The sequence below is a fragment of the Streptomyces sp. NPDC056835 genome, assembly GCF_042789485.1.
GTDB lineage: Bacteria > Actinomycetota > Actinomycetes > Streptomycetales > Streptomycetaceae > Streptomyces.
In genome coordinates this window covers 1-24,065 of the sequence record NZ_JBHUBB010000061.1, presented here as the reverse complement: position 1 = coordinate 24,065, position 24,065 = coordinate 1, and the positions used below count along the sequence as shown (strand labels likewise).

Annotated in this window: 18 protein-coding genes, 1 tRNA gene and 1 pseudogene; 7 read left to right on the top strand and 13 right to left on the bottom strand. The window is 67.5% G+C overall.

Features of this window, described 5'->3' with window-relative positions; translation table 11 throughout:
• Window positions 1–47: 47 nt before the first annotated feature.
• From ACFRMN_RS37700 to frc, 4 genes are all read right to left on the bottom strand, one after another.
• Window positions 48–1,448 (bottom strand): OFA family MFS transporter, encoded by a 1,401-nt coding sequence (locus tag ACFRMN_RS37700; protein WP_383028813.1) that lies wholly within the window; start codon window positions 1,446–1,448, stop codon window positions 48–50.
• A complete protein-coding gene (locus ACFRMN_RS37695; RefSeq protein ID WP_383028810.1) occupies window positions 1,448–2,836 on the bottom strand; it encodes an OFA family MFS transporter in 1,389 nt (462 codons plus the stop codon). The genes ACFRMN_RS37700 and ACFRMN_RS37695 overlap by 1 nt, the downstream gene beginning before the upstream one ends.
• A gap of 240 nt (window positions 2,837–3,076) precedes the next feature.
• Window positions 3,077–5,209: an acetate--CoA ligase family protein gene (locus tag ACFRMN_RS37690; protein WP_383028821.1), complete on the bottom strand. Its 2,133-nt coding sequence runs from the start codon at window positions 5,207–5,209 to the stop codon at window positions 3,077–3,079.
• Window positions 5,210–5,217: 8 nt separating this feature from the next.
• Complete coding sequence (gene frc, locus ACFRMN_RS37685; RefSeq protein WP_383028808.1) at window positions 5,218–6,483, bottom strand: formyl-CoA transferase; 1,266 nt, start codon at window positions 6,481–6,483, stop codon at window positions 5,218–5,220.
• Window positions 6,484–6,710: 227 nt separating this feature from the next.
• Here frc and sucC point away from each other — a divergent pair, with 227 nt between their 5' ends.
• The 4 genes from sucC (at window position 6,711) to ACFRMN_RS37665 (ending at window position 10,754) form a co-directional block, all read left to right on the top strand.
• On the top strand, window positions 6,711–7,844 hold the full coding sequence (gene sucC, locus ACFRMN_RS37680) for an ADP-forming succinate--CoA ligase subunit beta (RefSeq protein WP_383028806.1): 1,134 nt from the start codon (window positions 6,711–6,713) through the stop codon (window positions 7,842–7,844).
• 25 nt (window positions 7,845–7,869) lie between these two features.
• Window positions 7,870–8,772 (top strand): succinate--CoA ligase subunit alpha, encoded by a 903-nt coding sequence (sucD, locus tag ACFRMN_RS37675; RefSeq protein WP_383028803.1) that lies wholly within the window; start codon window positions 7,870–7,872, stop codon window positions 8,770–8,772.
• 93 nt (window positions 8,773–8,865) lie between these two features.
• Window positions 8,866–10,422 carry an aldehyde dehydrogenase family protein gene (locus ACFRMN_RS37670; protein ID WP_383028800.1) on the top strand — a complete coding sequence of 519 codons (1,557 nt, stop codon included), beginning with the start codon at window positions 8,866–8,868 and terminating at the stop codon, window positions 10,420–10,422.
• A gap of 244 nt (window positions 10,423–10,666) precedes the next feature.
• Window positions 10,667–10,754 (top strand) — tRNA-Leu (locus ACFRMN_RS37665).
• Window positions 10,755–10,841: 87 nt separating this feature from the next.
• On the opposite strand, the gene ACFRMN_RS37660 is transcribed toward ACFRMN_RS37665, so the two are convergent.
• Window positions 10,842–11,345: a hypothetical protein gene (locus ACFRMN_RS37660; RefSeq protein ID WP_383028797.1), complete on the bottom strand. Its 504-nt coding sequence runs from the start codon at window positions 11,343–11,345 to the stop codon at window positions 10,842–10,844.
• Window positions 11,346–11,588: 243 nt separating this feature from the next.
• Between ACFRMN_RS37660 and ACFRMN_RS37655 the strand changes: the two genes are divergently transcribed.
• Window positions 11,589–12,296, top strand: coding sequence for a hypothetical protein (locus ACFRMN_RS37655; protein ID WP_383028795.1), 708 nt, complete (start codon window positions 11,589–11,591; stop codon window positions 12,294–12,296).
• A 792-nt stretch (window positions 12,297–13,088) separates the two neighbouring features.
• Here ACFRMN_RS37655 and ACFRMN_RS37650 read toward each other — a convergent pair.
• From ACFRMN_RS37650 to ACFRMN_RS37630, 5 genes and pseudogenes are all read right to left on the bottom strand, one after another.
• Window positions 13,089–13,298 carry a DUF397 domain-containing protein gene (locus tag ACFRMN_RS37650; RefSeq protein ID WP_383028792.1) on the bottom strand — a complete coding sequence of 70 codons (210 nt, stop codon included), beginning with the start codon at window positions 13,296–13,298 and terminating at the stop codon, window positions 13,089–13,091.
• Window positions 13,295–13,852: pseudogene (locus ACFRMN_RS37645) on the bottom strand (DUF5753 domain-containing protein); the annotation flags it as partial. The gene ACFRMN_RS37650 and the pseudogene ACFRMN_RS37645, both read right to left, overlap by 4 nt.
• 100 nt (window positions 13,853–13,952) lie before the next feature.
• Window positions 13,953–15,182, bottom strand: coding sequence for a CapA family protein (locus ACFRMN_RS37640; RefSeq protein WP_383028818.1), 1,230 nt, complete (start codon window positions 15,180–15,182; stop codon window positions 13,953–13,955).
• A 488-nt stretch (window positions 15,183–15,670) separates the two neighbouring features.
• Window positions 15,671–17,242, bottom strand: a complete 1,572-nt coding sequence (mdlC, locus tag ACFRMN_RS37635; protein ID WP_383028790.1) for a benzoylformate decarboxylase — start codon at window positions 17,240–17,242, stop codon at window positions 15,671–15,673.
• 369 nt (window positions 17,243–17,611) lie between these two features.
• On the bottom strand, window positions 17,612–19,342 hold the full coding sequence (locus ACFRMN_RS37630; protein ID WP_383028788.1) for an MOSC domain-containing protein: 1,731 nt from the start codon (window positions 19,340–19,342) through the stop codon (window positions 17,612–17,614).
• Window positions 19,343–19,430: 88 nt separating this feature from the next.
• Here ACFRMN_RS37630 and ACFRMN_RS37625 point away from each other — a divergent pair, with 88 nt between their 5' ends.
• Complete coding sequence (locus tag ACFRMN_RS37625; RefSeq protein WP_383028785.1) at window positions 19,431–19,607, top strand: hypothetical protein; 177 nt, start codon at window positions 19,431–19,433, stop codon at window positions 19,605–19,607.
• A 219-nt stretch (window positions 19,608–19,826) separates the two neighbouring features.
• Here the strand turns inward: ACFRMN_RS37625 and ACFRMN_RS37620 are convergent, their stop codons facing one another.
• Both ACFRMN_RS37620 and ACFRMN_RS37615 read right to left on the bottom strand, forming a co-directional pair.
• Window positions 19,827–20,384, bottom strand: coding sequence for a GNAT family N-acetyltransferase (locus ACFRMN_RS37620; RefSeq protein WP_383028783.1), 558 nt, complete (start codon window positions 20,382–20,384; stop codon window positions 19,827–19,829).
• Window positions 20,385–20,883: 499 nt separating this feature from the next.
• Window positions 20,884–21,723, bottom strand: a complete 840-nt coding sequence (locus ACFRMN_RS37615) for a helix-turn-helix transcriptional regulator (protein ID WP_383028815.1) — start codon at window positions 21,721–21,723, stop codon at window positions 20,884–20,886.
• 139 nt (window positions 21,724–21,862) lie between these two features.
• Between ACFRMN_RS37615 and ACFRMN_RS37610 the strand changes: the two genes are divergently transcribed.
• Window positions 21,863–22,555 (top strand): SDR family oxidoreductase, encoded by a 693-nt coding sequence (locus tag ACFRMN_RS37610; RefSeq protein ID WP_383028780.1) that lies wholly within the window; start codon window positions 21,863–21,865, stop codon window positions 22,553–22,555.
• On the opposite strand, the gene ACFRMN_RS37605 is transcribed toward ACFRMN_RS37610, so the two are convergent.
• The gene (locus tag ACFRMN_RS37605; protein ID WP_383028778.1) at window positions 22,522–23,751 is read right to left on the bottom strand and encodes an epoxide hydrolase family protein; all 1,230 of its coding nucleotides are present in this window, start codon (window positions 23,749–23,751) and stop codon (window positions 22,522–22,524) included. The genes ACFRMN_RS37610 and ACFRMN_RS37605 overlap by 34 nt on opposite strands.
• Window positions 23,752–24,065 lie beyond the last annotated feature (314 nt).

Here is a 24,065-nt window from a genome sequence, read left to right as displayed (position 1 = left end):
CCGCGGCTCGGTATGAGCCGCGGGGAGGGCCGCCTGTTGACGAACGGTCACCCGCCGGCCGGCTGTGGCACGGCGGGAGCGCTCTTGTCCCGCGGTTGGTTGGGATTGCGCAACAGCATGGCCATGGCCGCCGCTACGAGGGAGAGTCCACCGGCGAGGATGTACGCGCCGTTGTAACCCCAGGAGTGGACCGCCATCGCTCCGAGCCCGCCGCCGAACAGGCCGCTGATCAGCTTGCCGCTGTAGGCGAGACCGTAGTTGGTGGCGTTGTAGTTCTCACCGAAGTAGTCCGGCGTGAGCGCCGCGAACAGCGGGAAGAACGCCCCGCCGCCGAAGCCGGAGATGAAGGCGAACACCAGGAACAGGATCTCGTTCTTCGTGTTGCCCGCCCACAGGACGCCGAACTGCGCCAGCCCCAGCACCGTGATCACGAAGATCAGTGTGCTCTTGCGGCCCCAGAGGTCCGACAGCCAGCCGACAACACCTCGCCCGACGCCGTTGACGACGGACAGCACACCGGCCGACGAGGCGGCGACGAGTGGTCCGAACCCGACGTCCTTGGCGAACGGCACCTGGAAGGAGATACCGAAGATGGACACACCGGCGGTGATCACCAGCAACACCCAGATCAGCGGGAGCATGCCCGTCCTGACGGCCTCCATGGGCCGGTACTGCTTCGCCGACGGAGGGTTCTTGGCCAGCGTCTTCGCGTTCTTGCTGTCCGCCGCGATCTTCAGCGGGTCGATGTCCGCCGGCCACCAGTTCTGCGGGGGGTCCCTGAAGAACAGGGCGCAGACGGCGACGATGACCAGGACATAGACGCCGATCAGGTCCAGCACCGTCCGGTAGTTACCGATGTTGAACGCGTAGTTGAAGATGAAGATGAACGGTACGGCGCCATAGGCGAAGCCGCCGTTGACGAATCCCGTTTTTCCACCACGGCGTTCCGGGAACCACTTGCCCACCATATTGATGCAGGTGGCGTAGATGAGACCGGATCCGACACCGCCGAGCAGGCCGAATCCGAGGACCGCGGCCGACACGTTGTTGAAGTGCGAGATGGACAGGAAGCCCACGAAGGAGAGAGCGGCGCCGATCAGTGTGGCGGCGCGAGCTGTCAGAATCCCCTTCTCCCGCAACCAGCCTGCCGGGAAGGCGACACCCGCCTGGAAGAACACCCAGATGCTGAGGATCCAGAAGGTGTTGCTCTGGGACCAGCCATGCGCCGCCGAGAGGACGCTTTCGGCTGATCCGAAGGCGTACTCGAAGACGCTGATGGCCATCATGGCCGCCCACGGCAGGTACACCATGAACTTGCGGGAGTGACCGAGTATTTGCCGGTCGGTCTCGCCGATGCGGTAGACACGGCCACGTTCGTCTGTGATTTCGCGGTAGCCCGCGCCGGCCGTAGCCGACGCGGACCTACCGGTAAGAGGTTCTGCTGACATTAAGCGATTTCACGGCCAATCGGGTTCGGGTTTGGTTCGATTTTCTTGCTGTCCGGCCTTCCTGGCGCCTTGAGGAACAGGGCCAGTACCGCTGAGGCGAGTCCGATGCTTCCGGCGATGATGAACGCGCCCTCGTAATCCCAGGCGGCCACCACGACGGCTCCCATACCGGATCCGACCAGGCCGGAGATGAGCTTGGAGCTGTAGACCATTCCGTAGTTGGAGGCGTTGTTGTTCTCCCCGAAGTAGTCCGCGGTCATCGCGGCGAACAGCGGGAAGATCGCGCCGCCGCCGAAGCCGGAGACCATCGAGCAGAAGAGGAAGAACGGCATGCTGCCCATGGACCCGGAGACGAGCACACCGAACTGTGCGGAGCCCAGGACGAGACAGACGAAGATCAGGGTGTTACGGCGTCCGTACCGGTCGGAGATCCAGCCGATGACACCGCGTCCCGTACCGTTCACGATCGCCTTGAGCGACATCGCGGTGGCCACGATCCCGCCCGCGAACCCCATGTCCTTGCCGAAGGGCACCTGGAACGCGATTCCGAAGATATTGATGCCGGCCGTGCAGAGCAGGCAGAACCACATCATCCACAGCACGGGTGTCCGTGCCGCTTCCTTCGGTGTGTACTGCTTCACCGCCGGCGGGTTCTTCTCCAGCGCACGCCGGATCCTCGGGTCCTCCGACGTCTTCAGCGGGTCGACCTCGGAGGGCCACCAGTACTTCGGCGGGTCCTTGAAGAACCAGCCGGAGATCGCGACGACGGCACAGCAGATGACACCGACCGCCACCAGAACCGTCTGGTAGTTGCTCAGGTCCATGTACGAGGTGAAGAGGAAGACGAAGGGCACGGAGCCGTAGGCGAAACCGCCGTTGACGAGGCCGGTCTTGCCTCCCTTGCGCTCCGGATACCACTTGCCGACCATGTTCACACAGGTGGCATAGACCAGACCCGCGCCGATACCGCTGAACATGCCGAAGCCGATGTACGCCACGATCACATGTGGCGCGTAGGCCAGTGAGAGATAGCCGAGGAGCGTACCCAGCGCGCCGAGCATCATGGCGTACCGGGCGGGCAGCTTGCCGCTCTCACGGAGCTGCCCCGCGGGGAAGGCCACGGCCGCCTGGAAGAATATCCAGACGCCCATCAGCCAGAATATGTGCCCGCTGCTCCATAGATGGGCCTCGTGCAGAGTGTCCTCCGCCGAGGTGAACGCGTACTCCGACGAACTGATGCCCATCATCCCGATCCACGGGAAGAGCACCATCGTCCATCGCGCACGGCCCATGATGTCCCGGTCGGACTCACCGATCCGGAACACACGGCCGTTGGCATCCGTCACCTCCTTGAAGGGGACGGTGCTGGAGAGTTGAGTGGTAGTCATGCGGTGTAGACACCCCTTGCATCGAAAGAACTGGCCAGCGCCCCCTGTCCGAACTTTCGTGCCACCCGACTTGGTCAGGTCATCGACTTCCTCCCAACGGGCTTAACACCGAGTCTTTCTGACGGTGTGTCATGATCTTTTTCCGAGTGGCGGTCAGCAGCCCCGCCGCTCGCGTCCACACGGCGGTGTCATGTCCGGGGTGCAGCCCCCGGACCGGCCGGTGGAAGTCTGGTGGATGTGTCACAGCAGCCCCGCAGCCCGCGCCCACGCGTACTTCGCACCGAGCGCCGCGACCGGCTTCTCGGTGGTGTACGGATAGGCCACCACTCCGCGCTCGAAGAGGTACTGACAGGCCTCCTCGACCTCGATGTCGCCCGCGAGGGACGCCACCACCGGTTTCTGGATGCCCTTCGCGCGGAACTCCTCGACCACCCGGGCCGTTAGTTCAGCGAAGGCCATGGGAGGAGTGACGATCGTGTGCCAGTAGCCCAGCACCAGCGCGTGGATCCGCGGGTCCTCAAGGCCGAGCCTGATCGTCGCCTCGTACGTGGCCGGCGGCTCGCCCCCGGTGATGTCCACCGGGTTGCCCGCCGAGCCGAAGGGAGGGATGAACGCGCGGAACGCCGTGTCGAGGTCCGGCGGGATCTCCATCAGCGACATGCCGTTGTCGATGACGGCGTCGGAGAGCAGTACGCCCGAGCCGCCCGCGCCGGTGATGATGACGACGTTGTCGCCCAGCGGAGTGGGGAGCACGGGCAGCGCCCGCGCGTACTCCAGCATCTCGTTCAGGCCCGGCGCCCGGATGACGCCCGCCTGCCGCAGCACATCGTCGTAGACGGCGTCGTCACCCGCGAGCGCGCCGGTGTGCGAGCCCGCCGCTCTGGCGCCGGCCGCCGTACGCCCGGCCTTGAGGACCACGACCGGCTTCTTCGGCACGGTCGCGCGCGCCGCCGCCACGAAGGCCCGGCCGTCCTTCAGGTCCTCCAGATGCATGGCGACGCACTCGGTGTTGGGGTCCTCGCCGAACCAGGTCAGCAGATCGTCCTCGTCGAGGTCCGACTTGTTGCCGAGGCCGACGATCGCCGAGACACCCGTTCCCGTGCTTCTGGCGAAGCCGAGGATCGCCATCCCGATGCCGCCGGACTGCGAGGTCAGCGCCACACCGCCGCGGACGTCGTACGGGGTGCAGAAGGTGGCGCAGAGGTCCTGCCAGGTGGAGTAGTAGCCGTAGATGTTCGGCCCCAGCAGCCGTACGCCGTACTCCTCGCCGATCGCCACGATCCGCGCCTGGAGTTCGTCCTCGCCGCTCTCGGCGAAGCCGGAGGGGATCAGCACGGCGTTCGGGATGCCCCGGCGGCCGACCTCTTCGAGGGCCGAGGGGACGGAGGCCGCGGGAATCGCGAAGACCGCCACATCGGGCTGGCCCGGAACGTCCATCACGCTCTTGTACGCCTTACGGCCGAGTATGTCATCGGCCTTGGGGTTCACCGGATGGATCTCTCCCGGAAAGCCCCCGTCGATGAGATTCCGCATGACCGAGTTACCGATCTTGCCCGGCTCGCCGGAGGCCCCGATCACGGTCACCGAGGCGGGCTTCATCAGCCGCCGCATCGAGACAAGGATCTCCTCGCGGGTGTACGTACGGCGCCCGACCGGTTGCTCCGCGGCCAGCAGGACGCGCACGTCGGCGGCCATCACCCCGCTCGCCGAGGCGAACACCGGATTGAGGTCGACCTCGGCGATCTCCGGGAAGTCGGCCGCGAGCCGCGACACCTTGACCACCAGATCGGCGAGCGCGTCCCGGTCGACGGCCTCGCCGCCGCGCACCCCGCGCAGGAGCTCCGCCGCGCGGATCCCGTCGAGCATCGACAGCGCGTCGTCCCTGGACGCCGGCGCGAGCCGGAACGTGACGTCCTTGAGGACCTCCACCAGGACGCCGCCGAGACCGAACGCCACGATCGGACCGAAGGTCGGGTCGGTGACCGTACCGACAAGCACCTCCGTGCCTGACGGAACCATCTGCTGCACCTGTACGCCGAGGATCCGCGCCCGCGGGTCGTACGCCAGCGCGTTGGAGACGATCCCGGTGAACGCCCCGCGTACCTCGGCGGTCGAGCGCAGGCCCGTCACAACGCCGCCCGCCTCCGTCTTGTGTGTGATCTGCGGCGAGACGATCTTCAGCGCGACCGGGAATCCGATCCGGTCGGCGAGGGCCACCGCCTCGTCGGCGCACTCGGCGAGACCTTCCACCGGGGTGGGGATGGCGTACGCGTCGGTGACGGTCTTGCCCTCGGGCGCGGTCAGGGCCGTACGTCCCTCGGCCAGTGCGGCGTCCAGGACAGCGCGTACGGCCTTCTGACGCTCCTCAGTGATGTCCACCGCTAGATGACTCCGTTCGATTTGAGCAGTCGCAGTTCCTCGTCGCCGAGACCGAGCTCGCCGACGTACACCTCCTCGTTGTGCTCACCGAGCAGAGGTGAGGTGACCACGTCAACCGGGGAGTCGGAAAGCTTCAGCGGGCTGCCGACCGTGGTGAATGTGCCGCGCCGAGGATGCGGGACCTCGATGACCATCTCGTTGGCCGCCAGGGAGGCGTCCTCGATGATCTCCTTGGTGGAGAGGATCGGGCCGCACGGGATGTTGTGCGCGTTGAGCTTCTCCAGCACCTCCCACTTGGGGAGCGTGCTCGTCCACTCCTCGATGAGCTGGAACATCTTGCCGAGCTTGGGCAGTCGGGCCTCCGGGGTCGCCCAGTCGGGGTCGTCCGCCAGCTCGGGCCGGCCCATCAGCTCGGTGACCGGCCGCCAGCCGACCGGCTGGACGATCACATAGACATAGTCGTTGGGGCCGCCCGGCGCGCATCTGACGGCCCAGCCGGGCTGTCCGCCGCCGCTCGCGTTGCCGCTGCGCGGTACGTCGTCGCCGAAGTCCTCGTTGGGGTACTCGGCGAGCGGCCCGTGCGCCAGCCGCTGCTGGTCGCGGAGCTTGACCCGGCAGAGGTTGAGGACGGCGTGCTGCATCGCGACATTGACACGCTGTCCGCGACCGGTGTGCTCACGCTGGAAGAGCGCGGCGAGTATGCCGGCGACGGCGTGGATGCCGGTGCCGGAGTCGCCTATCTGCGCGCCGGTGGCGAGCGGCGGCCCGTCCTCGAAACCGGTGGTGGTCATCGAGCCGCCCATGGCCTGCGCGACGACCTCGTACGCCTTGAAGTTGGTGTACGGGCCTTCGCCGAAGCCCTTGATGGAGGCGTAGACGATCCGCGGGTTGATCTCCCGGATGCGCTCCCAGGTGAACCCCATACGGTCCACGGCGCCGGGTCCGAAGTTCTCCACCATGACATCGGAACGGCGGATCAGCTCGGTCAGGATCTCCTTGCCGCGCTCGGTCTTGGTGTTGAGGGTGATGGACCGCTTGTTGCAGTTGAGCATCGTGAAGTACAGCGAGTCGACATCGGGGATGTCGCGCAGCTGCTTACGCGTGATGTCGCCGGTCGGAGCCTCCAGCTTCAGCACGTCCGCGCCGAGCCAGCCGAGCAACTGCGTCGCGGAGGGCCCGGACTGAACATGCGTCATGTCCAGTACCCGTACGCCGGAAAGGGCCTTGGCGGACACGGTCGTCCGGGGGGTCTCAAGAGCCTGAGTCATGGAGGGACTCCTCTACTTGTACCTGGTGTGGTCCGTGGGTACGGGGGCGTGCGCTTCGGTCGCGTCGGTCCGGCATGAGGAGGCCCCTGTCCCTTCGCATACGGGAGGGCTGTCGCCCTCGCGGTACATTGCATACAGTCGACGAATACTGTATGAAGCTTGTTATCCCGCATCCTGCGGATGGTGTCCAGGGGGCGTGCGGCACTTTCGTCAAAAAGGGAGCCGGCATGGATCTGTACGAGCACCAAGCAAGGGAACTCTTCACGGACCATGGCATCGCGGTGCCGGAGGCCGAGGTGGTGGAGCTCGCGAGGGAGGCCCGGTTCGCCGCCGAGCGGCTCGGTGGCCGGGTGGTCGTCAAGGCACAGGTGAAGACCGGAGGCCGGGGCAAAGCGGGCGGGGTGAAGGTCGCGACCGACCCCGCGGCAGCCGAATTGACGGCCCGTCAGATGCTCGGCATGGATATCAAGGGCCACACCGTCGGGAAGGTGATGCTCGCTCAACCAGTGCATATTGCATCTGAGTTCTACGTCTCCTACGTCCTCGACCGGGCGGCGGGCACCTTCCTCGCGATCGCCTCCGCCGAAGGCGGCATGGACATCGAGGAGCTCGCGGCGAGCCGCCCGGAGGCGGTGGCGAGGGTCCCCGTCGACCCCGCGGAAGGGGTCACGGAAGCGAAGGCGGCGGAGATCGCGAAAGCCGCCCAGCTACCGCCCGAGACCGTCCCCGTACTCCGGGCGCTCTGGCAGGTGGTGGTCAGGGAGGACGCCCTTCTGGTCGAAGTCAACCCATTGGTCCGTACCGAAGAAGGGCTGATTCTCGCCGTCGACGGAAAAATTACCCTTGACGACAACGCGCGCTTCCGCCAAGAGCGTTGGGGCGACCGTGAGAGCGAGGAGCACGGTGACCCGCTGGAAGCCGTCGCGGCGGCCAAGGGGCTCAACTACGTGAAGCTCGACGGCGAGGTCGGCATCATCGGCAACGGCGCGGGCCTCGTCATGTCCACCCTCGATGTGGTCGCCGGCTGCGGCGCCCGCCCCGCCAACTTCCTCGACATCGGGGGAGGGGCGTCCGCCCAGGTGATGGCGGACGGCCTGGCCGTCATCCTCTCCGACCCGGCGGTCAAGTCCGTGTTCGTGAACGTCTTCGGCGGCATCACGGCCTGCGACGCCGTCGCCGAGGGCATCGTCCAGGCGCTGGAATCCGTGCGGTTGACCAAGCCGCTCGTGGTGCGCCTCGACGGCAACAACGCGGCCCGTGGCCGCGCGATCCTCGCGGACCGCGCGCATCCACTCGTGGAACAGGTCACCACCATGGACGGGGCGGCCCGACAGGCCGCCGTACTGGCGAACGTCGGATAGCCGACGGACAAGGGAGCGACAGACCATGGCGATCTTCCTGACCAAGGAGAGCAAGGTCCTCGTCCAGGGCATGACCGGCGGCGAGGGCATGAAACACACCCGGCGGATGCTCGCCGCCGGGACCGACATCGTCGGCGGCGTCAACCCGCGCAAGGCGGGCCGTACCGTCGACTTCGACGACCGGGCCGTACCCGTCTTCGGCTCGGTGAGCGAGGGCATGGCGGCGACGGGTGCGGACGTCACCGTCGTCTTCGTACCGCCGCCGTTCGCCAAGGCCGCGGTCATCGAGGCCGCGGACGCCCGGATCGGGCTCGCGGTCGTGATCACCGAGGGCATCCCCGTCCATGACGCCGTCACCTTCCAGGCGTACGCCAAGGAGCGGGGCACCCGGATCGTGGGCCCCAACTGTCCCGGACTGATCAGCCCCGGGCAGTCCAACGCGGGCATCATCCCGGCGGACATCGCCGCGAAGCCCGGCCGGATCGGACTCGTCTCCAAGTCCGGCACCCTGACCTACCAGCTCATGTACGAGCTGAGGGAGACCGGCTTCTCATCGGCCGTAGGCATCGGCGGCGATCCCGTCGTGGGCACCACCCATATCGACTGCCTCGCCGCCTTCGAGGACGACCCGGACACAGAACTGATCGTTCTCATCGGGGAGATCGGCGGCGACGCGGAGGAACGCGCGGCGGCCTACATAGCCGAGCGCGTCACCAAGCCGGTCATCGGCTACATCGCCGGATTCACCGCGCCGGAAGGCAAGACGATGGGACACGCCGGAGCGATCGTCTCCGGTTCCTCCGGCACCGCGGAGGCCAAGAAGAAGGCCCTGGAGGCGGTCGGCGTGCGGGTCGGCTCAACCCCCTCGGCCACCGCGCGTCTGGTACTCGACCGTCTCGCGATGTCACGTGATGTCGCTCATAATTGAGGGGAGTGTGTGCCTCCCCCCATCCGGTTCACGATTCACTTCGGGCGAGAGCCGAGCCATGCAACTCCCGCCACGCTAGAGCGGAGACCCTCAATGGCACCCACCCTCACCACTCCCCAACTGATACTCAAGCCGGGCACAGCCTGGTCGGACGCATGGGACCGCTGCCTCGCCGTGGCGCCCGAGGCGTTCCAGGACGACCGTGTGCGTAACCTCTGGGCCGCTTCCTGGAAGTCCGACGGCCGCGCCGTGCCCGCCACCAGCCCGGTCGACGGAAGCCCCATCGCCGGCCCGCCCCGGCTGGACTCCGAAACCGCCCAGCGGGCGGTGCGCGCCTGCCTGGACGCACACCGCGCCTGGCGCGATGTGCCGCTGGCCGAACGCAAGGCCCGCGTCACGGCCACGCTCGACGCGCTCACCGAACACCGTGAACTGCTCGCCCTCCTCCTCGTCTGGGAGATCGGCAAGCCGTGGCGGCTCGCCCAGGCCGACGTCGACCGTGCGATCGACGGCGTGCGCTGGTACGTGGACGGTGTCGAACCGATGCTGGCCGACCGGACCCCGCTGGCGGGCCCCGTCTCCAACATCGCCAGCTGGAACTACCCGATGTCCGTACTGATCCACGCGATGCTGGTGCAGGCACTGGCCGGCAACGCGGTGATCGCCAAGGCGCCGACCGACGGGGGAGTGGCCTGTCTGACCCTGGCCTGCGCGCTCGCCGTCCGTGAGGGCATCCCCCTCACGCTGGTCAGCGGCAGCGGCGGCGAACTCTCCGAAGCGCTCGTGCGCGCGCCGGAGATCGGCTGCGTCTCCTTCGTCGGAGGCCGCGACACCGGCGCCAGAATCGCCACAGCAGTCGCTGACCTGGGCAAACGGCATATCCTCGAACAGGAGGGCCTGAACACCTGGGGCATCTGGAACTTCAGCGACTGGTCCTCACTGACCGCGGTCATCCCCAAACTCTTCGACTACGGCAAGCAGCGCTGCACCGCGTACCCACGCTTCGTGGTCCAGCGCTCGCTCTTCGCCGACTTCCTGGCCGCCTATCTCCCCGCCGTACGCTCCATCCGCCTGGGCCATCCCCTCGCGGTCGAGCGGCCGGGCGACCCGTTGCCGGAACTGGACTTCGGACCGCTCATCAACGCGGCCAAGGCCAAGGAACTGAACGACCAGGTGTCCGAGGCGATCAGCCGCGGCGCCGTCCCGCTGCACCAGGGAGCACTGGAAGAGGGACTGTTCCTGCCCGGCCAGGACACCAGCGCCTACCTCCCGCCCGTCACCCTGCTCAACCCGCCCCCGTCCTCCCCGCTGCACCACGCGGAACCCTTCGGCCCGGTCGACACGATCGTCCTGGTCGATACGGAGGCGGAACTGCTGGCCGCGATGAACGCCTCGAACGGCGCCCTCGTCGCGACCCTCTCCACCGACGACCCGGCCACCTACGCCCGGCTCTCCCCCCAGATCCGCGCCTTCAAGACCGGCCACGGCAAACCCCGCTCCCGCGGGGACCGCGACGAGCTCTTCGGCGGCTTCGGCCACTCCTGGCGCGGCGCGTTCGTCGGCGGTGAACTCCTCGTACGCGCGGTGACGGACGGCCCCGAGGGAGAGCGCCCGCCGGGCAACTTCCCGGACTACCACCTGATGCCATAACCCCTCCGGTGCCGAGCGCTTCCCATCCCCCCGGGGGGAAGCGCTCGGCACCACTCCACCCCGCCACAACGCTCTGTACCGGGCGTGCGACGTTCCGTATCGGGTGCTCCGTGCGAGGGGTCCGCAGCCTCGAAGCGCGGGCGGCCGCGGACCCCTGACCACCGGATATACGGGTGAGAGCCACCGCGATCCCCTGGTATCGTTGTCTCTGTCGCCGCGGCCACACACCGCGGTTCGACCACTCGTCCGGGTGGCGGAATGGCAGACGCGCTAGCTTGAGGTGCTAGTGCCCTTTATCGGGCGTGGGGGTTCAAGTCCCCCCTCGGACACCAGCTGAGACCCCTGTTCATCAGGGGTCTTCTGCATTTCTAGGCTGCGGCGTGACCAACCACGTGACCAACAGCCCAGCGAATCCCTTGTCAGACCAGGGAAGACAGGCCGAGACGGCCCGCACCGGAGACGGCCAGCCGCCGCGTTCCGTCCTTACGTGAGTGCCCGTACCGGGCCATGGTGTAGCCCGGCGAGTGATGCCGAACGTTGGCCGAGACCTCTACGGGGTTCTCCCCGGCTTCCAGGCTGTTGGTGACGTGCCGGACGCTTTTAGCGCCCAGAGGCTTCCCCTTGTTGGTCGGGCATGGCGCGGTCTCCAAGAGCCTGTATAGGTCGTCCAAGGTGTCGTCCGTGACTTCGCAAAGTTTCACGCCGCCGATGTGCGGCTTGATGTGCAGACGGACTTTGGTTTCATAGCCGGACAGGGTCGTTCCCTCCTTCCTGTGGGGACCGTACCTGGTGATGCGCCTCGGTTCGAACCTCCTCAGAAATACGACACCAGGCAGGAAACAGAAAAGAAGGTACCCGTTGCTCGTTCGAAAATATTTCATCCTCGATCGCGGAATAGGGTAGGCTGGTTCCTCGGGAATCACGCAATAGTCCTGAGCGCTTCGTGCGCTTGCGCTTGACTGCTTTGATGTGCCGGCGTCGGGCGCGTTGCTCAGGAAATGTGGTACTGACCGGACGCGATCGGCAGGATGTATTTGCTGCCCGACAAGATGGGGGGGGCTCGCCACCGGTTCCAACCTGGTCCCCGCCCCCTCACGAACGAACAATCGTTTCAATACGGATGTTGAAACACCCGCAGTAAATGCAGCAAAGGAAAAGGAGCAGCGATGCGCACCCTCTCATCCAGCGAACAGAACCATGTTGAATCATTCAATGAGGTCATTGCCAGCAAACATGTTGAGATCGATTTTTCCGAATTCGGGATCTTGAAGGAACCGTTGACCGAGAACCCGCGTTCCATTACGTTCTTCCCTGAGTTCGACCAGGTGGCTCTGGGCCACCAGTTACGGGAATGCAATCTGCGAATCGCTGAGCTCTCCTGCCGCTGGCGGACCGTCGAAAAAAACCCCGAGATCGGGGGAGAGTTCAGGCTGCGCGACCTCTACGATTCCATCCTGCGACGTGCACCACAATTCCCTTCCGAGGCCGCGAAAGGTGCAGAAATCGAGATATTTCCACAGCTTCGCGTCATTGATTTCCCGCAACACGCGGGGACGGGAAATTTCACGGCCATCAGGATTCAGGAGCACGTCGAACCATTGGAGATGTGGTACTACGACGCACGTTTGAGTACAGCCCCGGGACGAACCTCCGGTCTCATCCAGATGGAGACGTCGTACTGCGACTACCTCGCCGAGCTGCTTCTCACCAAGGGAACCTTCGGGTGGCAGTACCTCTTTGCCGATATCTCGCTGCGGGGGATCTTCTTCCAGGAGACCGTAGAAGGTCTGAGGCGAATGATCAGTCTCTTCCCGGAGATCTTCCCGGGCCGCGACTATTCGTCTCTGGCTGCCCGGCTGGAGGCCCGTCTGTGAGGCACAGACAGACCTACGGCAGTGATGCGGTCGCGGGTGTACTTACCGGCATGGGTGTCCCCTTGAACGGACTCCGCCGCCACAACACTGGTACCAGCGAGGGGCCATGACTCGCTACGCGGATATTCCCAAGCCCATTCGGTCCGGGATCGTCATCGTCGATCCTGAGCGCGGAACGCCCCAGTGCATCATCGAGAGAACGGCAGAGCAGACTCTGAGGGGCGCGGCCTGTCTCGCTGCCTCTGAATGCTCTGAGATCATCACGGAAGAGATCCTGTCGGCCGCGTTCACTTTCGTACGCCGATCTGTCCAGTGCCGTACGGATCACCAAAGGCGCTGACGCTCCGAGGGTGAAGCGGCAAGCGCTCACCCTTGCTGACAAGGTCCGGGCCCGGATCGAGATGCACGGCGGACGGGCTACGTCGTCTCAGGTCCTCCCTTATGTGGGAGCAACGGCCAGTGAGTTCAGGTCGCTTCCTGGAATCGTCGTCACCGTTGAACGGTCGGGCAAGACGGGCCGACCGGCCACCGTCTTCACAGTGGGCAGTGACACTTCCGGTGACTCTGAGGTCCAGCCGGCGAACGCGGAGCGTGAGGAAAACCGGGCAACGGTCGTCCAGATGGATACGTACCGCCCGGAGCCCCGGGCCACGGCGCCCGCGCCGCGACCGGTGAAGCAGCCGGAACCGTGCAGTGACCTCAACCCCTTCCGCGCACTCCTCTAACCAACAAACCGAAAGTGCCCCGGCCGGATCACTCCGACCGGGGCACATTTGCTTCTTAGCTTCGGACCTAGAGAGTAGGGAACTGTTCGCCCTTGACCCCCGTGACGAACGACGACCACGCCGACGCCTTGAAGGTCAGGGCAGTCGCGTGGGGGACCTTGCTGTCACGGACGGGGACCACGCCGCACGAGGCGACGAGGTTGGCGGCGACCTCGATGCACTGACCGCCATTCTCGCTGTATGAGGACTTGAACCAACGGGGGGATTCGGTCGTCACGGTTTGACCTTTCGTAACTGGCTGACCATGGCAACGGACGCCGCTCGCGGCAGCGACTCGGCCTGTAGTTGATGGTAGTCCGTCAGGAGGGACACGACCGATGCACTGTCCCGCTCAAGGTGACCCCGGTTGGCGGACTCGGCGTACGACATGAGCGAGCGATTCAACATCGTGAGCACGGTTACTGGCAACGTCATCGGACGACGAACCTCGATGTCGAACGGGGCGACCTGAAGCACTGTGTTCGGCAGCTCGGCGAACTCGATAAGCCTCGTGAACTGAGCGTCCATAAGGGCGCTGTCCCCGATGGGGCGGAGGAGGCAACTTTCATCGAGCACGACGAAGACCAACGGTGGCGGTGTTCGTGTGAGCGAAGCTTGACGCTGCGCAACCAGCGCAATCCGTTCGTCGGCTTGCTCCCTTGTCGCAACGCCCCGTTTCACGGTGCTGTCTCCGAGAGCTGATGCGTATTCCTGCGTTTGGAGCAGTCCAGGTATGACGCCGACCTCATAGAGCCGGATCTCTACGGCCCGCGCCTCATGCTCCACGTACTCGCAGACGACGGAGAGAGTGCCACAGGGCTGTTCACGGGCCCCGTGGAGTTCATGAAAGCACGGGCCCAACGGCTCTCGCCCGTCGTGCATTCCGAGTACGTCAGCGGCAGCATGGCCGACCGTGCTTCAGCGGCGTCAGACCGTCCTTCGCCGCGCCCCGGTTGAGCACCGTTCCCCGGGTACGGTCGAACGCCAGCCGGTAGCGGGCGAGTTGCTGCTCGGTGTATCCCGGTCTCGTTCCGTCTCCGGACTTCCCGTCCCTCAGCGCCCGCGCCACGTCGATCAGCCGGTAGTCCGTCACCGCGCCGCCGGGCGGCCCGCCGGGCGGCGGCGCGGGCGGCGTGGCGGGATCCTCCGGCTCCGCCGGGATGTCGACGAGCGTCGGCGCGTACCAGGCCCGCACATCCCACCTGCCGCTGTGCCCGGTGAAGGTGAACCAGCCGATGACGCCCTCCTCGGAGAGGCCCGTGGGCACGTCGTGCCGGGCGACCTGGTTGCCGAGGCCGTACGCGACCCAGGTGCCGTTGATCTTCTCCATCGGCTGGACGGCGTGGCCGTGATGGCCGATCACCAGGTCGACACCGGTCCCCGCGGTGATGCGCTCGGCCAGTTCCGTCTGGTCGGCACTGGGCTCGCTGTGGTGTTCACGGCCCCAGTGGAGGCTGAGGATGACGATGTCCGCGCCCGCCTTCCTGGCGCGCGTCTCGGCTTCCGCGATCGCGGCGACGGACATCTCGTTGGCCAGCCACGGCTTGTCCGCGGGCACCTCGTCGGTCCCGAATCCGAAGGTGAAGGCGAGCTGCGCCACCTTCACGCCCTTTACCTCGGTGATGAGCGGCTTCCGCCACTCGGCCGCGCTCCTGGCCGAGCCCGTGTGACCCAGACCGGCCGCGTCCAGGGTGTCCAGCGTGCGCTTCACCCCGGCGGCGCCGTGGTCGATCGAGTGGTTCGACGCCGTCGAGCAGGTGTCGTAACCGATGTCCTTGAGGGAGGTGGCGATCTCCGGCGGGACCTGGAAGTTCGGGAACCCCTCGTACGGACCGCCCTTCGGGGCGATCACCGTTTCCATATGACAGATCGCCAGATCGGCCTGGCTGATCACCGGCTTCACCCCGGCCATCAGCGGACCGAAGTCCAGTCCGGTGCCGCCCGCGGCGGTCTTGGCGTCCTTCCGCGCCTGCTCGGTCAGCGGCGGGTGGATCAGGACGTCGCCCGCCGCGGCGACCGTCAAGGAGGTTAAGGACGGATCCCCGCCCTTGGAGTCCGTGCTTCCGTCCCCGCCGCCGCCCCGGTCACCGGACCCGAGCAGGGAGCAGCCCGCGGCGGCCATGGCGAAGAGCGTCACGGCGGCGCGCAGGACGGCGCGGGCAGCCCTGTGCGGGGGCTTACGCGCGGGCGCGCGCAGGATGGTATGGCGTCTGCGGAGCGGCGGGTGAGGCACACGAGGTTGGTTCACACCGTATTTTGTACACCGTATGCAACGGTCTTTGGCCGTGAAAAACCGCAATCCTGATGAGCCTGCCGACGGGTGGCTTGATAGCGGTGGTGACACCGAACGGGGACGACGGTTCGCGGAGATCGGCCCCCGACGCGGTCGTCTCCGGACCGCCAACCGCTCCCTGGCACGCCCGTTTTCCGGCCGATTCCCGCCGGTGGGCCGATGGCTCCGGCGACGGCTCCGGGCCCTTTCTCCCGGCGGGTCTCCGGGCGGTGTTTCCGGCGGATGCCCGAGAGGTGCCCGAGGGGTTTCTCCGCGCGTTCCTTCAACCAGCGAACCGACAGTGCCCCGATCGGATCACTCCGGCCGGGGCACAGGTGTCAGCGTTGGAGGATTTCGACGAGGCGTGGTCCGGTCGCCTCCGGGCCCTTCTTGAGGTATTCGGTGAGGTCTTCGAGGGTTTCGGCGCGGTGAACCTCTAGACCGTAGCCGCGTGCGATGTCGAGTACGCCGATATCGGAAATGTCGAGGTAGTCGCCCTTGGGGACACGCAGGATATCGGCGAATTCCTCCAGCGCCCGGTATCTGTCGTTGGTGCACACCACGAAGGTGACCGGTACGTTGTGGCGGGCCGCGGTCCACAGACCCGAGGGGGTGTACTGCATGGCGCCGTCGCCGAGGAGGGCGACCAAGGGCCGGTCGGGGCAGGCGAGTTTGAGGCCGATGGCGGCCGGAAGGCCCCAGCCGAGCCCCCCGGAGGCGGGGTAGAACAGGGAGTGCGCGCGGGCGATGCCGAGCCGGTCGCGGGCCATGTCGGCGGAGGTCCACTCAAGCGCGAAGACGGTGTCGTCGCTGGTGCCCCGATCGATGGCGTCGAGGATGGCCTCGACGGTGAAGCGAGGTCCACTGGTGTCGGCTTCGGTGATCGTGCGTGGCGCGGGCCAGGGCCGCTCGCTCGCGGCGGCCGCGCCGGCGACGCGGACCAGTGCGTCGGAGGCATCGCCGACGAAGATGTGCCCGAATGGTGCGCGGGCGGCTTCGTCGGGATCGTCGGTGACGGCGTAGACGGTGGTTCCCGGCTGGAGGAAGTCCTCGTTGCTCGTCACGTGGTAACGGAACACCGGGGCGCCGAAGCATACGACGGTGTCGTACCGCGCGAGGACCTTGGCGACCGCGCCGGCCGCTGACGGCAGCAGGCCCTGGTAGCAGCGGTGCCGTGTCGGAAAGGGGCAGCGGGGCGCGCTCGGGGCGATCCAGACGGGAAGGCGGGCGCGCTCGGCCAGCGCGACGGCAGCCTCGAAGCCTTCCTCCGTGTCGGCGCCCGGGCCGACCACCAGTGCCGGCCCCGAGGCACTGTCGAGCGCGGAGACCAGGGCGTCCACCGTCTGCGGGGAGACGACCGGGGACCCGTCCACGGCGCGCTTGAGCAGATGGGTCAGCGCGTTCTCGTCCGCGGCTTCGGTCCAGTCGTCGAGCGGCACCGACAGGTAGACGACCCCGCGCGGAGCGGAGTTGGCGAGCATGAGTCCCTTGGACACGAGCGCGGGGCCGTCCTGGGCGCGCAGGGGTTCACCCGCCCACTTCACGAGGGGGTCGGTGAGCTTGATGGGGTCGACGTTGGTGAGCAAGGCGCCGACCGGCACGTAGCGTCGTGCCTGTTGGCCGGCCATGACAACCACCGGTGTGTGGGCGCTTTGGGTGTTGGTCATGCACCCCATCGAGTTACCCGTTCCGGCGGCTGCGTGCAGGTTCACGAAGCCGGGCGTGCCCGACGCCTGCGCGAAGCCGTCCGCCATCGCGATCGCGGCGCCTTCCTGTAGAGCGAGGTAGTAGGGGATGTCGTCCGGGAGGCCGGTCAGGAACGACAGTTCATTCGACCCCGGGTTCCCGAATACGGCCTCAACCCCGTGGTGGCGCAGTACGCCGTAAAAGGCGTCGCTGACGGTAGTCAAAGTTGATCCCTTACGGAGGGTGGCTAATCAGTCACAGTGACCGTAGGTCTCGGAAAATTTCGGCGCAAACTGGTCTAAGTCCCATTCGGCTGAATGCCTTGCCCGGCGCTGGTCACAGGTCCGAACCCGAATGGCCGGGCCGACCTCCGGCCGTGGGCGGGGAAGCCGAGCCGGGCCGGTATGCCCATCAACTCCGGCGACAGGGAGAAGATCGCCCACCTCAGCGCCGGGCGCCTGCTCAGGCTCTGAAGGAGCCGATGACGAGAACGTCGCAACACATGGAGTCGACGCGAGCTCGTCGGGAAGCCGTGCGGCAGCACGTGCGCCGGTGCCCGCGGGTCTCCGGCCTCCCGGTAGAAGGCATCCATGTCACAGGTCAAGAAGGACATCGCTGGTGGGGATGGAGCAGCAGGGCAGCACCTCACCCGCGGCAGGATCCTCCAGGGGCTGTGTCGTGTACTGGATCCGGCCGGTGAGCAGGGGGGTGGTGCAGGTGTGGCACACCCCGGTACGGCAGGACCAGCGGGTGGGGATGTCACATGCCTCCGCCAGCTCCAGCAGCGTCGCGTACTGGTCCGACCAGCGGGTGGACAGTCCGCTGCGGGCGAAGGTGACGAAGGGCCCCGTGCCCTGGGGGCCGGGTGGCTGGTGGGGACGTCCGGTGACCGCATCGGTGACGCCGGGGTTGATGGCCGACAGTGCTCCGAAGGCTTCGGTGTGGATGTTCGCACCGCTCAGCCCCGCCGACTGGAGAGCGGATGTCACCTCCGACATGAAGCCCGTGGGGCCGCACAGGTAGGCGTGCGCGTCGGCCGGGATGCCGAGCTCCCGAATGTTTTCGCTGGTCATGCGTCCGTGGGTGAGATGCGGCCCTTCGGTGACCTTGAGATCCGGAGCGGTGTAATAGATGAAGGCGCGGCTGTCGGGCAGCCGCGCGAGCAGTTGCCGGGCTTCTTCCGCGAAGGCGTGCTGCCCGGGGTCGCGCGCGGTGTGCACCCACCACACGGCGCGGGAGCTGTGTTCGCCGGCCAGCTGGTGCAGCATCGCCAGAACGGGGGTGACGCCGATGCCCGCCGAGAACAGTGCCACGGGCGTGCGCTCGTCGGCCGGCACGAACGCCCCGCGTGGGGCGGCCGCTTCGATGACGTCGCCGCTGTGCAGATGAGTGTGGAGGTAGGTGCTGACCTCGCCGTGGTCCTCGCGTTTGACACTGATCCGGTACTCGGCGGCACCGGGAGCGGAGGACAGCGAATACGAACGCACCGGGCCGGCCCGGCCCTCTCCGGGGATCCGCACACTCAGGTACTGGCCGGGCATGGCCGCGGGCAGTCGCCGGGAGTCCGTGGACCGCAGGTAGAACGAGGAGATCACCGGGGTCTCGGGGACGACCTGGCTCACACGCAGCTGCTTGAAGCCTCTCCACCCCGGCGCGGCGGGTGCGGGGCGGGCCGGCTGGTCGAGCCGGCGGCTCATGTCCTGGAAGGACTGTTGCCATCCGGGGCTGAGAGCCTCGATGTTCAAGGCGGTACGCAGCTTGGCGGGATCGGCCCCCGGGAGATAGAGGAGCGCATCGGTGTCCGCGACGGTGAGCGATCCCTTGCCGGTGCGGGTCCGTGTGATCCGGTCTCCCGCCCTGACCCGGCCCTCGGTGATGACGCGGAGGTAGAAGCCGGGACGGTGGTGGGCGACCAACAGGGAGGCCATGCGCGGTTCGTCCAGCCGCATGCCGACGCGGTAACAGGTGACACGTGGCTGGGTGACCTCGAATTCGGCTTCGCCGATGCGGTACCGGTCACCGATGCACGCCTCGTCGTCCGCCGGCCCGTCCACGGTGAAGTTCTCCCCGAACCGGCCGAAGTCGAGATCGTCACGCTCAAGAACCTTGCGCCAGTACGCGTACGACTGCGTCTGGTAGACAAGGACCGCCCGCTGTTCCCCGCCGTGGCCCTGAAGGTCGCCCTGGCCGTCTCCGTCGATGTTGAGGCGGCGCACCATCCGCGGGCCGTCGACGGGATACTTCCACGCTCCCGTGCGTACCGTCCTGCCCTGCCAGCGCACGTCCTTCGGCAGTCCTACGTTGACCGACAGCAGGGTTGCCATCGCATCCTCCCAGTGCGGCGCCGCCGCACACCAGGTCCGCACTCCGCCACGAGAGGCAGAGAGGCCCACTAAAAGGTACAAAGGTTATGTGAGCAAGAAACCCGAAACGCCTCGCGACATAGAGGAATGGGCCGACCGGATCCGGACGGTCTCCTCGGAGCGCGACCCCCAGGCCGCACGCAAGCTGGCCCGCGACATCTACCGTGCCGCACAGGAGGACCTGGATACGGAGCGTGCCCGGGCCGAGCTCGAACGTGAGGAATAGCCTGTCGGCCGTTGGCCGCCACTGACACGTGGGTGGACGGGCCCGGGCCGCTCATACCACCTTGCGAAGAACCCGCCACCATGTGCTCCTTCGATTGGTCCGCGCGAGACAAGAGCCCCGTGCCCATATGTGGAGCTTCTGGACATTGATGTCCTGAAGGATCAAAACACGGCACGCTCGCGGGCGCGCGGGGACTCGCCCCCCGACTCCCCGCCCCACCTATCCGCGTCCGCGCGGCCTCTTACTCGTCGGGATACCGAAGGGCGCCGCGTAGCGGACGGTGCCGCTCGGTAGCGGGTGGGACGCGTCCAGGCTCATGGCCATCATGGCCTCGTCCGGGACATCGATGGTCAGGCCGATGTTGTGCGTGGAGGCGCGGGTGAAGCCGAACCGCGGGTAGTACGGCGGGTGTCCGAGGACGGTGACGTAGTACTCGCCCATGTCCTTGGCCGCCTTCAGTGCGGCGCGGATGGCGGCCGAGCCGGCGCCGGTCCGTTGGCACTCGGGCCGTACGGCGACGGGGCCCAGGCACAGAGCCGGGGTGTCGTCGATGTGGCAGCGGGTCAGCAGCGCGTGGCCGATGAGCTCGCCGTCCTCGTCGGTGCTGACGAGGGACAGGCCGTCGATCCAGGAGGCGTCGGCGCGCAGGGCGTCGATGAGGTCGGCCTCCGCGGGCGTCTCGAAGGCCGCGAGGCTGATCTCACGAATGGTGGGGATGTCCGCACCGATTTCGGCACGGGTGATCCAGTGATTGGTCGCGTGATCGTGTGTACGCATGACGGGACGAAGATCCGTTCCATGGTGGGTTCGTGAAGGGATCGCCTCGCGAGCTCACGCTCTCGGCGAGGCGGTGTGACTGAGTCAGGCCGTCGCCCGGGACGTGAGGGAGGTCCGGGCGCTGCTCGTCGCGGTGGCCTTGAACGCGGTCATCAGCCCCACCTCCCAATCTCGTCCTCAATCGGATCAACACGAACCGAAAAAACGTACCACGCTGTCGACTGGACGGGGGACGGTCCAGTGAGGGCAGTCGGCTGCCTCATTGGACCGTCGTCCCCCGCGCCGTCAGTCTGCCCCGTACGACGGGCTGTCGCATCCCGGACACAGCGCACGGTGCTCCTCCGCCCGGTCGTCAACGGCTCGGCGAATCAGTGAGTGTGCGAGTGTGCCGAGTCGAGCTGCCCGGCCCCGGACACGGGGGTGGCTGGTGGATGTACGCGGCCGGACAGCACCTCCAGCGAACCCCGAACCTCCGCGACGCGCACGTCGGGCGGGGCCGCTACCCGACGAGTGTCTGGGTGCCGAACACGGTGAGGAGCGCGAGGCGTTCGGCGTCCTCGGTGCCGGGCTCGGCCGTGTAGACCATGATGCGCAGGTCGCTGCCCGCCACGGTGAGCACATCGCAGTCCAGCGTCAGCGGGCCCACGCGCGGGTGATCGACGATCTTGCGCGCGGCCTCGTGGCGGCCGACGGCGCCGGACTCCCACAGCTCGGCGAACCGGTCACTGTTCGCGCGCAGTTCCTCGACCAGTCGCCGCAGTCGCTGGTCGGCGGGATAGCGGCCGGCGGCCGCGCGCAGATCGGCGACCAGGGCGGCCTCGAACCCGCGCCGGGACTCCGGCGTGTGCCGGACCCGGGTGCCAGGACCGAGCAGGTTGCGCCACACCCCGTTGCGCTGGTTGCCACGCCATCCTGACGGATCGCCCATCAGTGCCGCGTACGGCGGGTTGGCCAGGAGCAGCGTCCAGGAGGCGTCGAAGACCGCGACGGGTGTCCCGGTCAGTCTGTCCAGCAACCGCTGGACGCTCGGCGGGATGTACGCGGGTACGGTCTCCGGGCCCGGCGGGGCCAGTCCGGCCAGCCGGAACAGATGCGCGCGCTCGGGTCCCGACAGCCGCAGGGCCCTGGCCAGGGCTTCGACGACCTGCGCCGACGGGTGGGCCGCGCGCCCCTGTTCGAGGCGGGTGACATAGTCGACGGAGATCCCGGCCAGCAGAGCCAGCTCCTCACGGCGCAGTCCGGCCGCGCGCCGGTGCCCGCCGGCGGGCAGCCCGGCGGTCTCCGGCGACACCCGGTCGCGCCAGCGGCGCACCGCCTTGCCGAATTCCGCCGTCGCCATGCCCGGTGTACCCGCCGTACCCGCCGTACCCGCCATGCCCACCAGTGTGCACCGCGGGTTGCCGGACCAGCCTGGTACCGGTAGTCCCAGGAAGACAGGACCACTGGCTGACCACACCGTACGGGCGGAACCTGGAGGCATGACAACAACACTGATCACCGGAGCGAACAAGGGTCTCGGTTTCGAAACCGCCCGCCGCCTCATCGAGGCCGGCCACACCGTCTACGTAGGCAGCCGGGACCCGGAGCGCGGGCGCCGCGCCGCCGAACGGCTGGGCGCGCGGATGGTCGTCATCGATGTCACCGATGACGCGTCCGTCGCCGCCGCGGCGCACACCATCGAGGCTGACGGCGGACTGGACGTGCTGGTCAACAACGCCGGCATCGAAGGGAACGCGGTCGGAGCCGCGGAGGTGACCGCGGACATGCTGCGGCCGCTGTTCGACACGAACGTCTTCGGCGTGGTGCGCGTCACCCACGCGTTCCTGCCACTGCTGCGGCGGTCGGCCGCGCCGGTCGTGGTGAACGTCAGCAGCGGCCTGGCCTCGAAGACCCTGGTCTCCGCGGTGGGCACGCCGACGTACGCCTATCCGGGTGTCGCCTACCCGGCGTCGAAAGCCGCGCTCAACATGGTCACCGTGCAGTACGCGAAGGCGCTCCCGGACATGCGGATCAACGCGGTGGAGCCCGGTTACACCGCGACGGACCTGAACGGGCACAGCGGCACGCAGACCGTCGAGGAGGGCGCCGAGATCATCGTCCGTATGGCGCGGGTTGGCCCCGACGGCCCGACCGGAGGCTACTTCGACGCCGAGGGCCCCCTGCCCTGGTAATTCCGTGCCCCGCCGACCGTCCGGAAGAACCGCCGTACGTCGTCGACCAGCAGGTCCGGCTGCTCCATGGCCGGGAAGTGCCCGCCCCGGTCGTACTCCGTCCACCGCACGATGTTGTTCGTCCGGTCCGCGATATGCCGCAGCGGGATGAAGTTGTCCCTCGGGAAGTCGGCCAGCGCCGTCGGCGCCGTGGACGGTTCGGGTGGCGTGCCCCAGTAGTCGGCGTGTGCCCGCTCGTAGTAGATACGGGCCGACGAGCCGGCCGTGCCGGTCAGCCAGTACAACATCACGTTCGTGAGCATCTGGTCGCGGTCCACGGCATCCTCCGGGCGGTCCCGGGAGTCGGTCCACTCCTTGAACTTCTCGGCGATCCAGGCCAGTTGACCCACCGGTGAGTCGGTCAGGCCGTAGGCCAGTGTCTGCGGCCGGGTGGACTGGATGTCGGCGTATCCCTGACGGTCGCGACTCCATTCCTGGTGACGTCGCCAGGAGGCGAGCGTGCGCTCGCGCTCACGCGGGGGCAGCGCGTCCAGTTCGTCCGCGCCGGGTTCCTGTGCCGCCGCCGAGTTCGGCAGCAGGTTCAGATGGACGCCGATGACCAGGTCGGGCCGGGTCCGGCCGAGCTCCCTGGAGATGGCCGCTCCCCAGTCACCGCCCTGCACTCCGTACCGTTCGTAGCCGAGGAGCCGCATCAGCTCGGCGAACGCGGCGGCCACCCGCCGGAACTCCCAGCCCGTCTCCTTCGTCGGGCCGGACAGCCCGAACCCGGGGATGCTCGGCAGCACCAGGTGGAACGCTTCGGAGGGGTCGCCGCCGTGTGCGCGCGGATCGGTGAGCGGACCGACGACCCGCGCGAATTCGACGATCGAGCCCGGCCAGCCGTGCGTCATCATCAGCGGGGTCGCGTCCGGTTCCGGTGACCGGACGTGGGCGAAGTGGATGTTCGCACCGTCGATGGTGGTCGTGAACTGCGGCCATGTGTTCAGTTCGGCTTCCGCGGCCCGCCAGTCGTACTCGTGCCGCCAGTACCGCGCGAGTTCCTTGAGGTAGTCGAGGGGGACACCGTAGGCCCACCCCACTCCTGGCAGTTCGTCCGGCCAGCGGGTGCGATCAAGGCGCTCGCGCAGATCGTCCAGGTCGCTCCGGGGGATGTCGAGGTGGAAGGGGCGGATGGTCTCATGTGCCGACGTCGTCATGGACGCGAATGGTATGTCCGGCTGCCCACCATCATGTCGACGGCGCCACTTCGGACTTACTCGTCCAGGTCCTGTCCGGTCGATCTTCGTGGACCGGGCCGCGGCGTCTGGTGCGTGCGATCGCAAGGCGGAGGATCGCCCGTGTACTGGACGTACTCGGGCGACTCCGACAACGGAGGGGGTCCCTCCCGTGCCCTTGGGGCTACGGGGGAGAGCGTGCGTGCCGGGCGTCGCGGGCCCGCGAAGATCGGCCGGACAGGGCCTAGGCCCTGTCTTCAAAGTCCCGCCTGCTCGGCGACGCCCGGCACGCACGC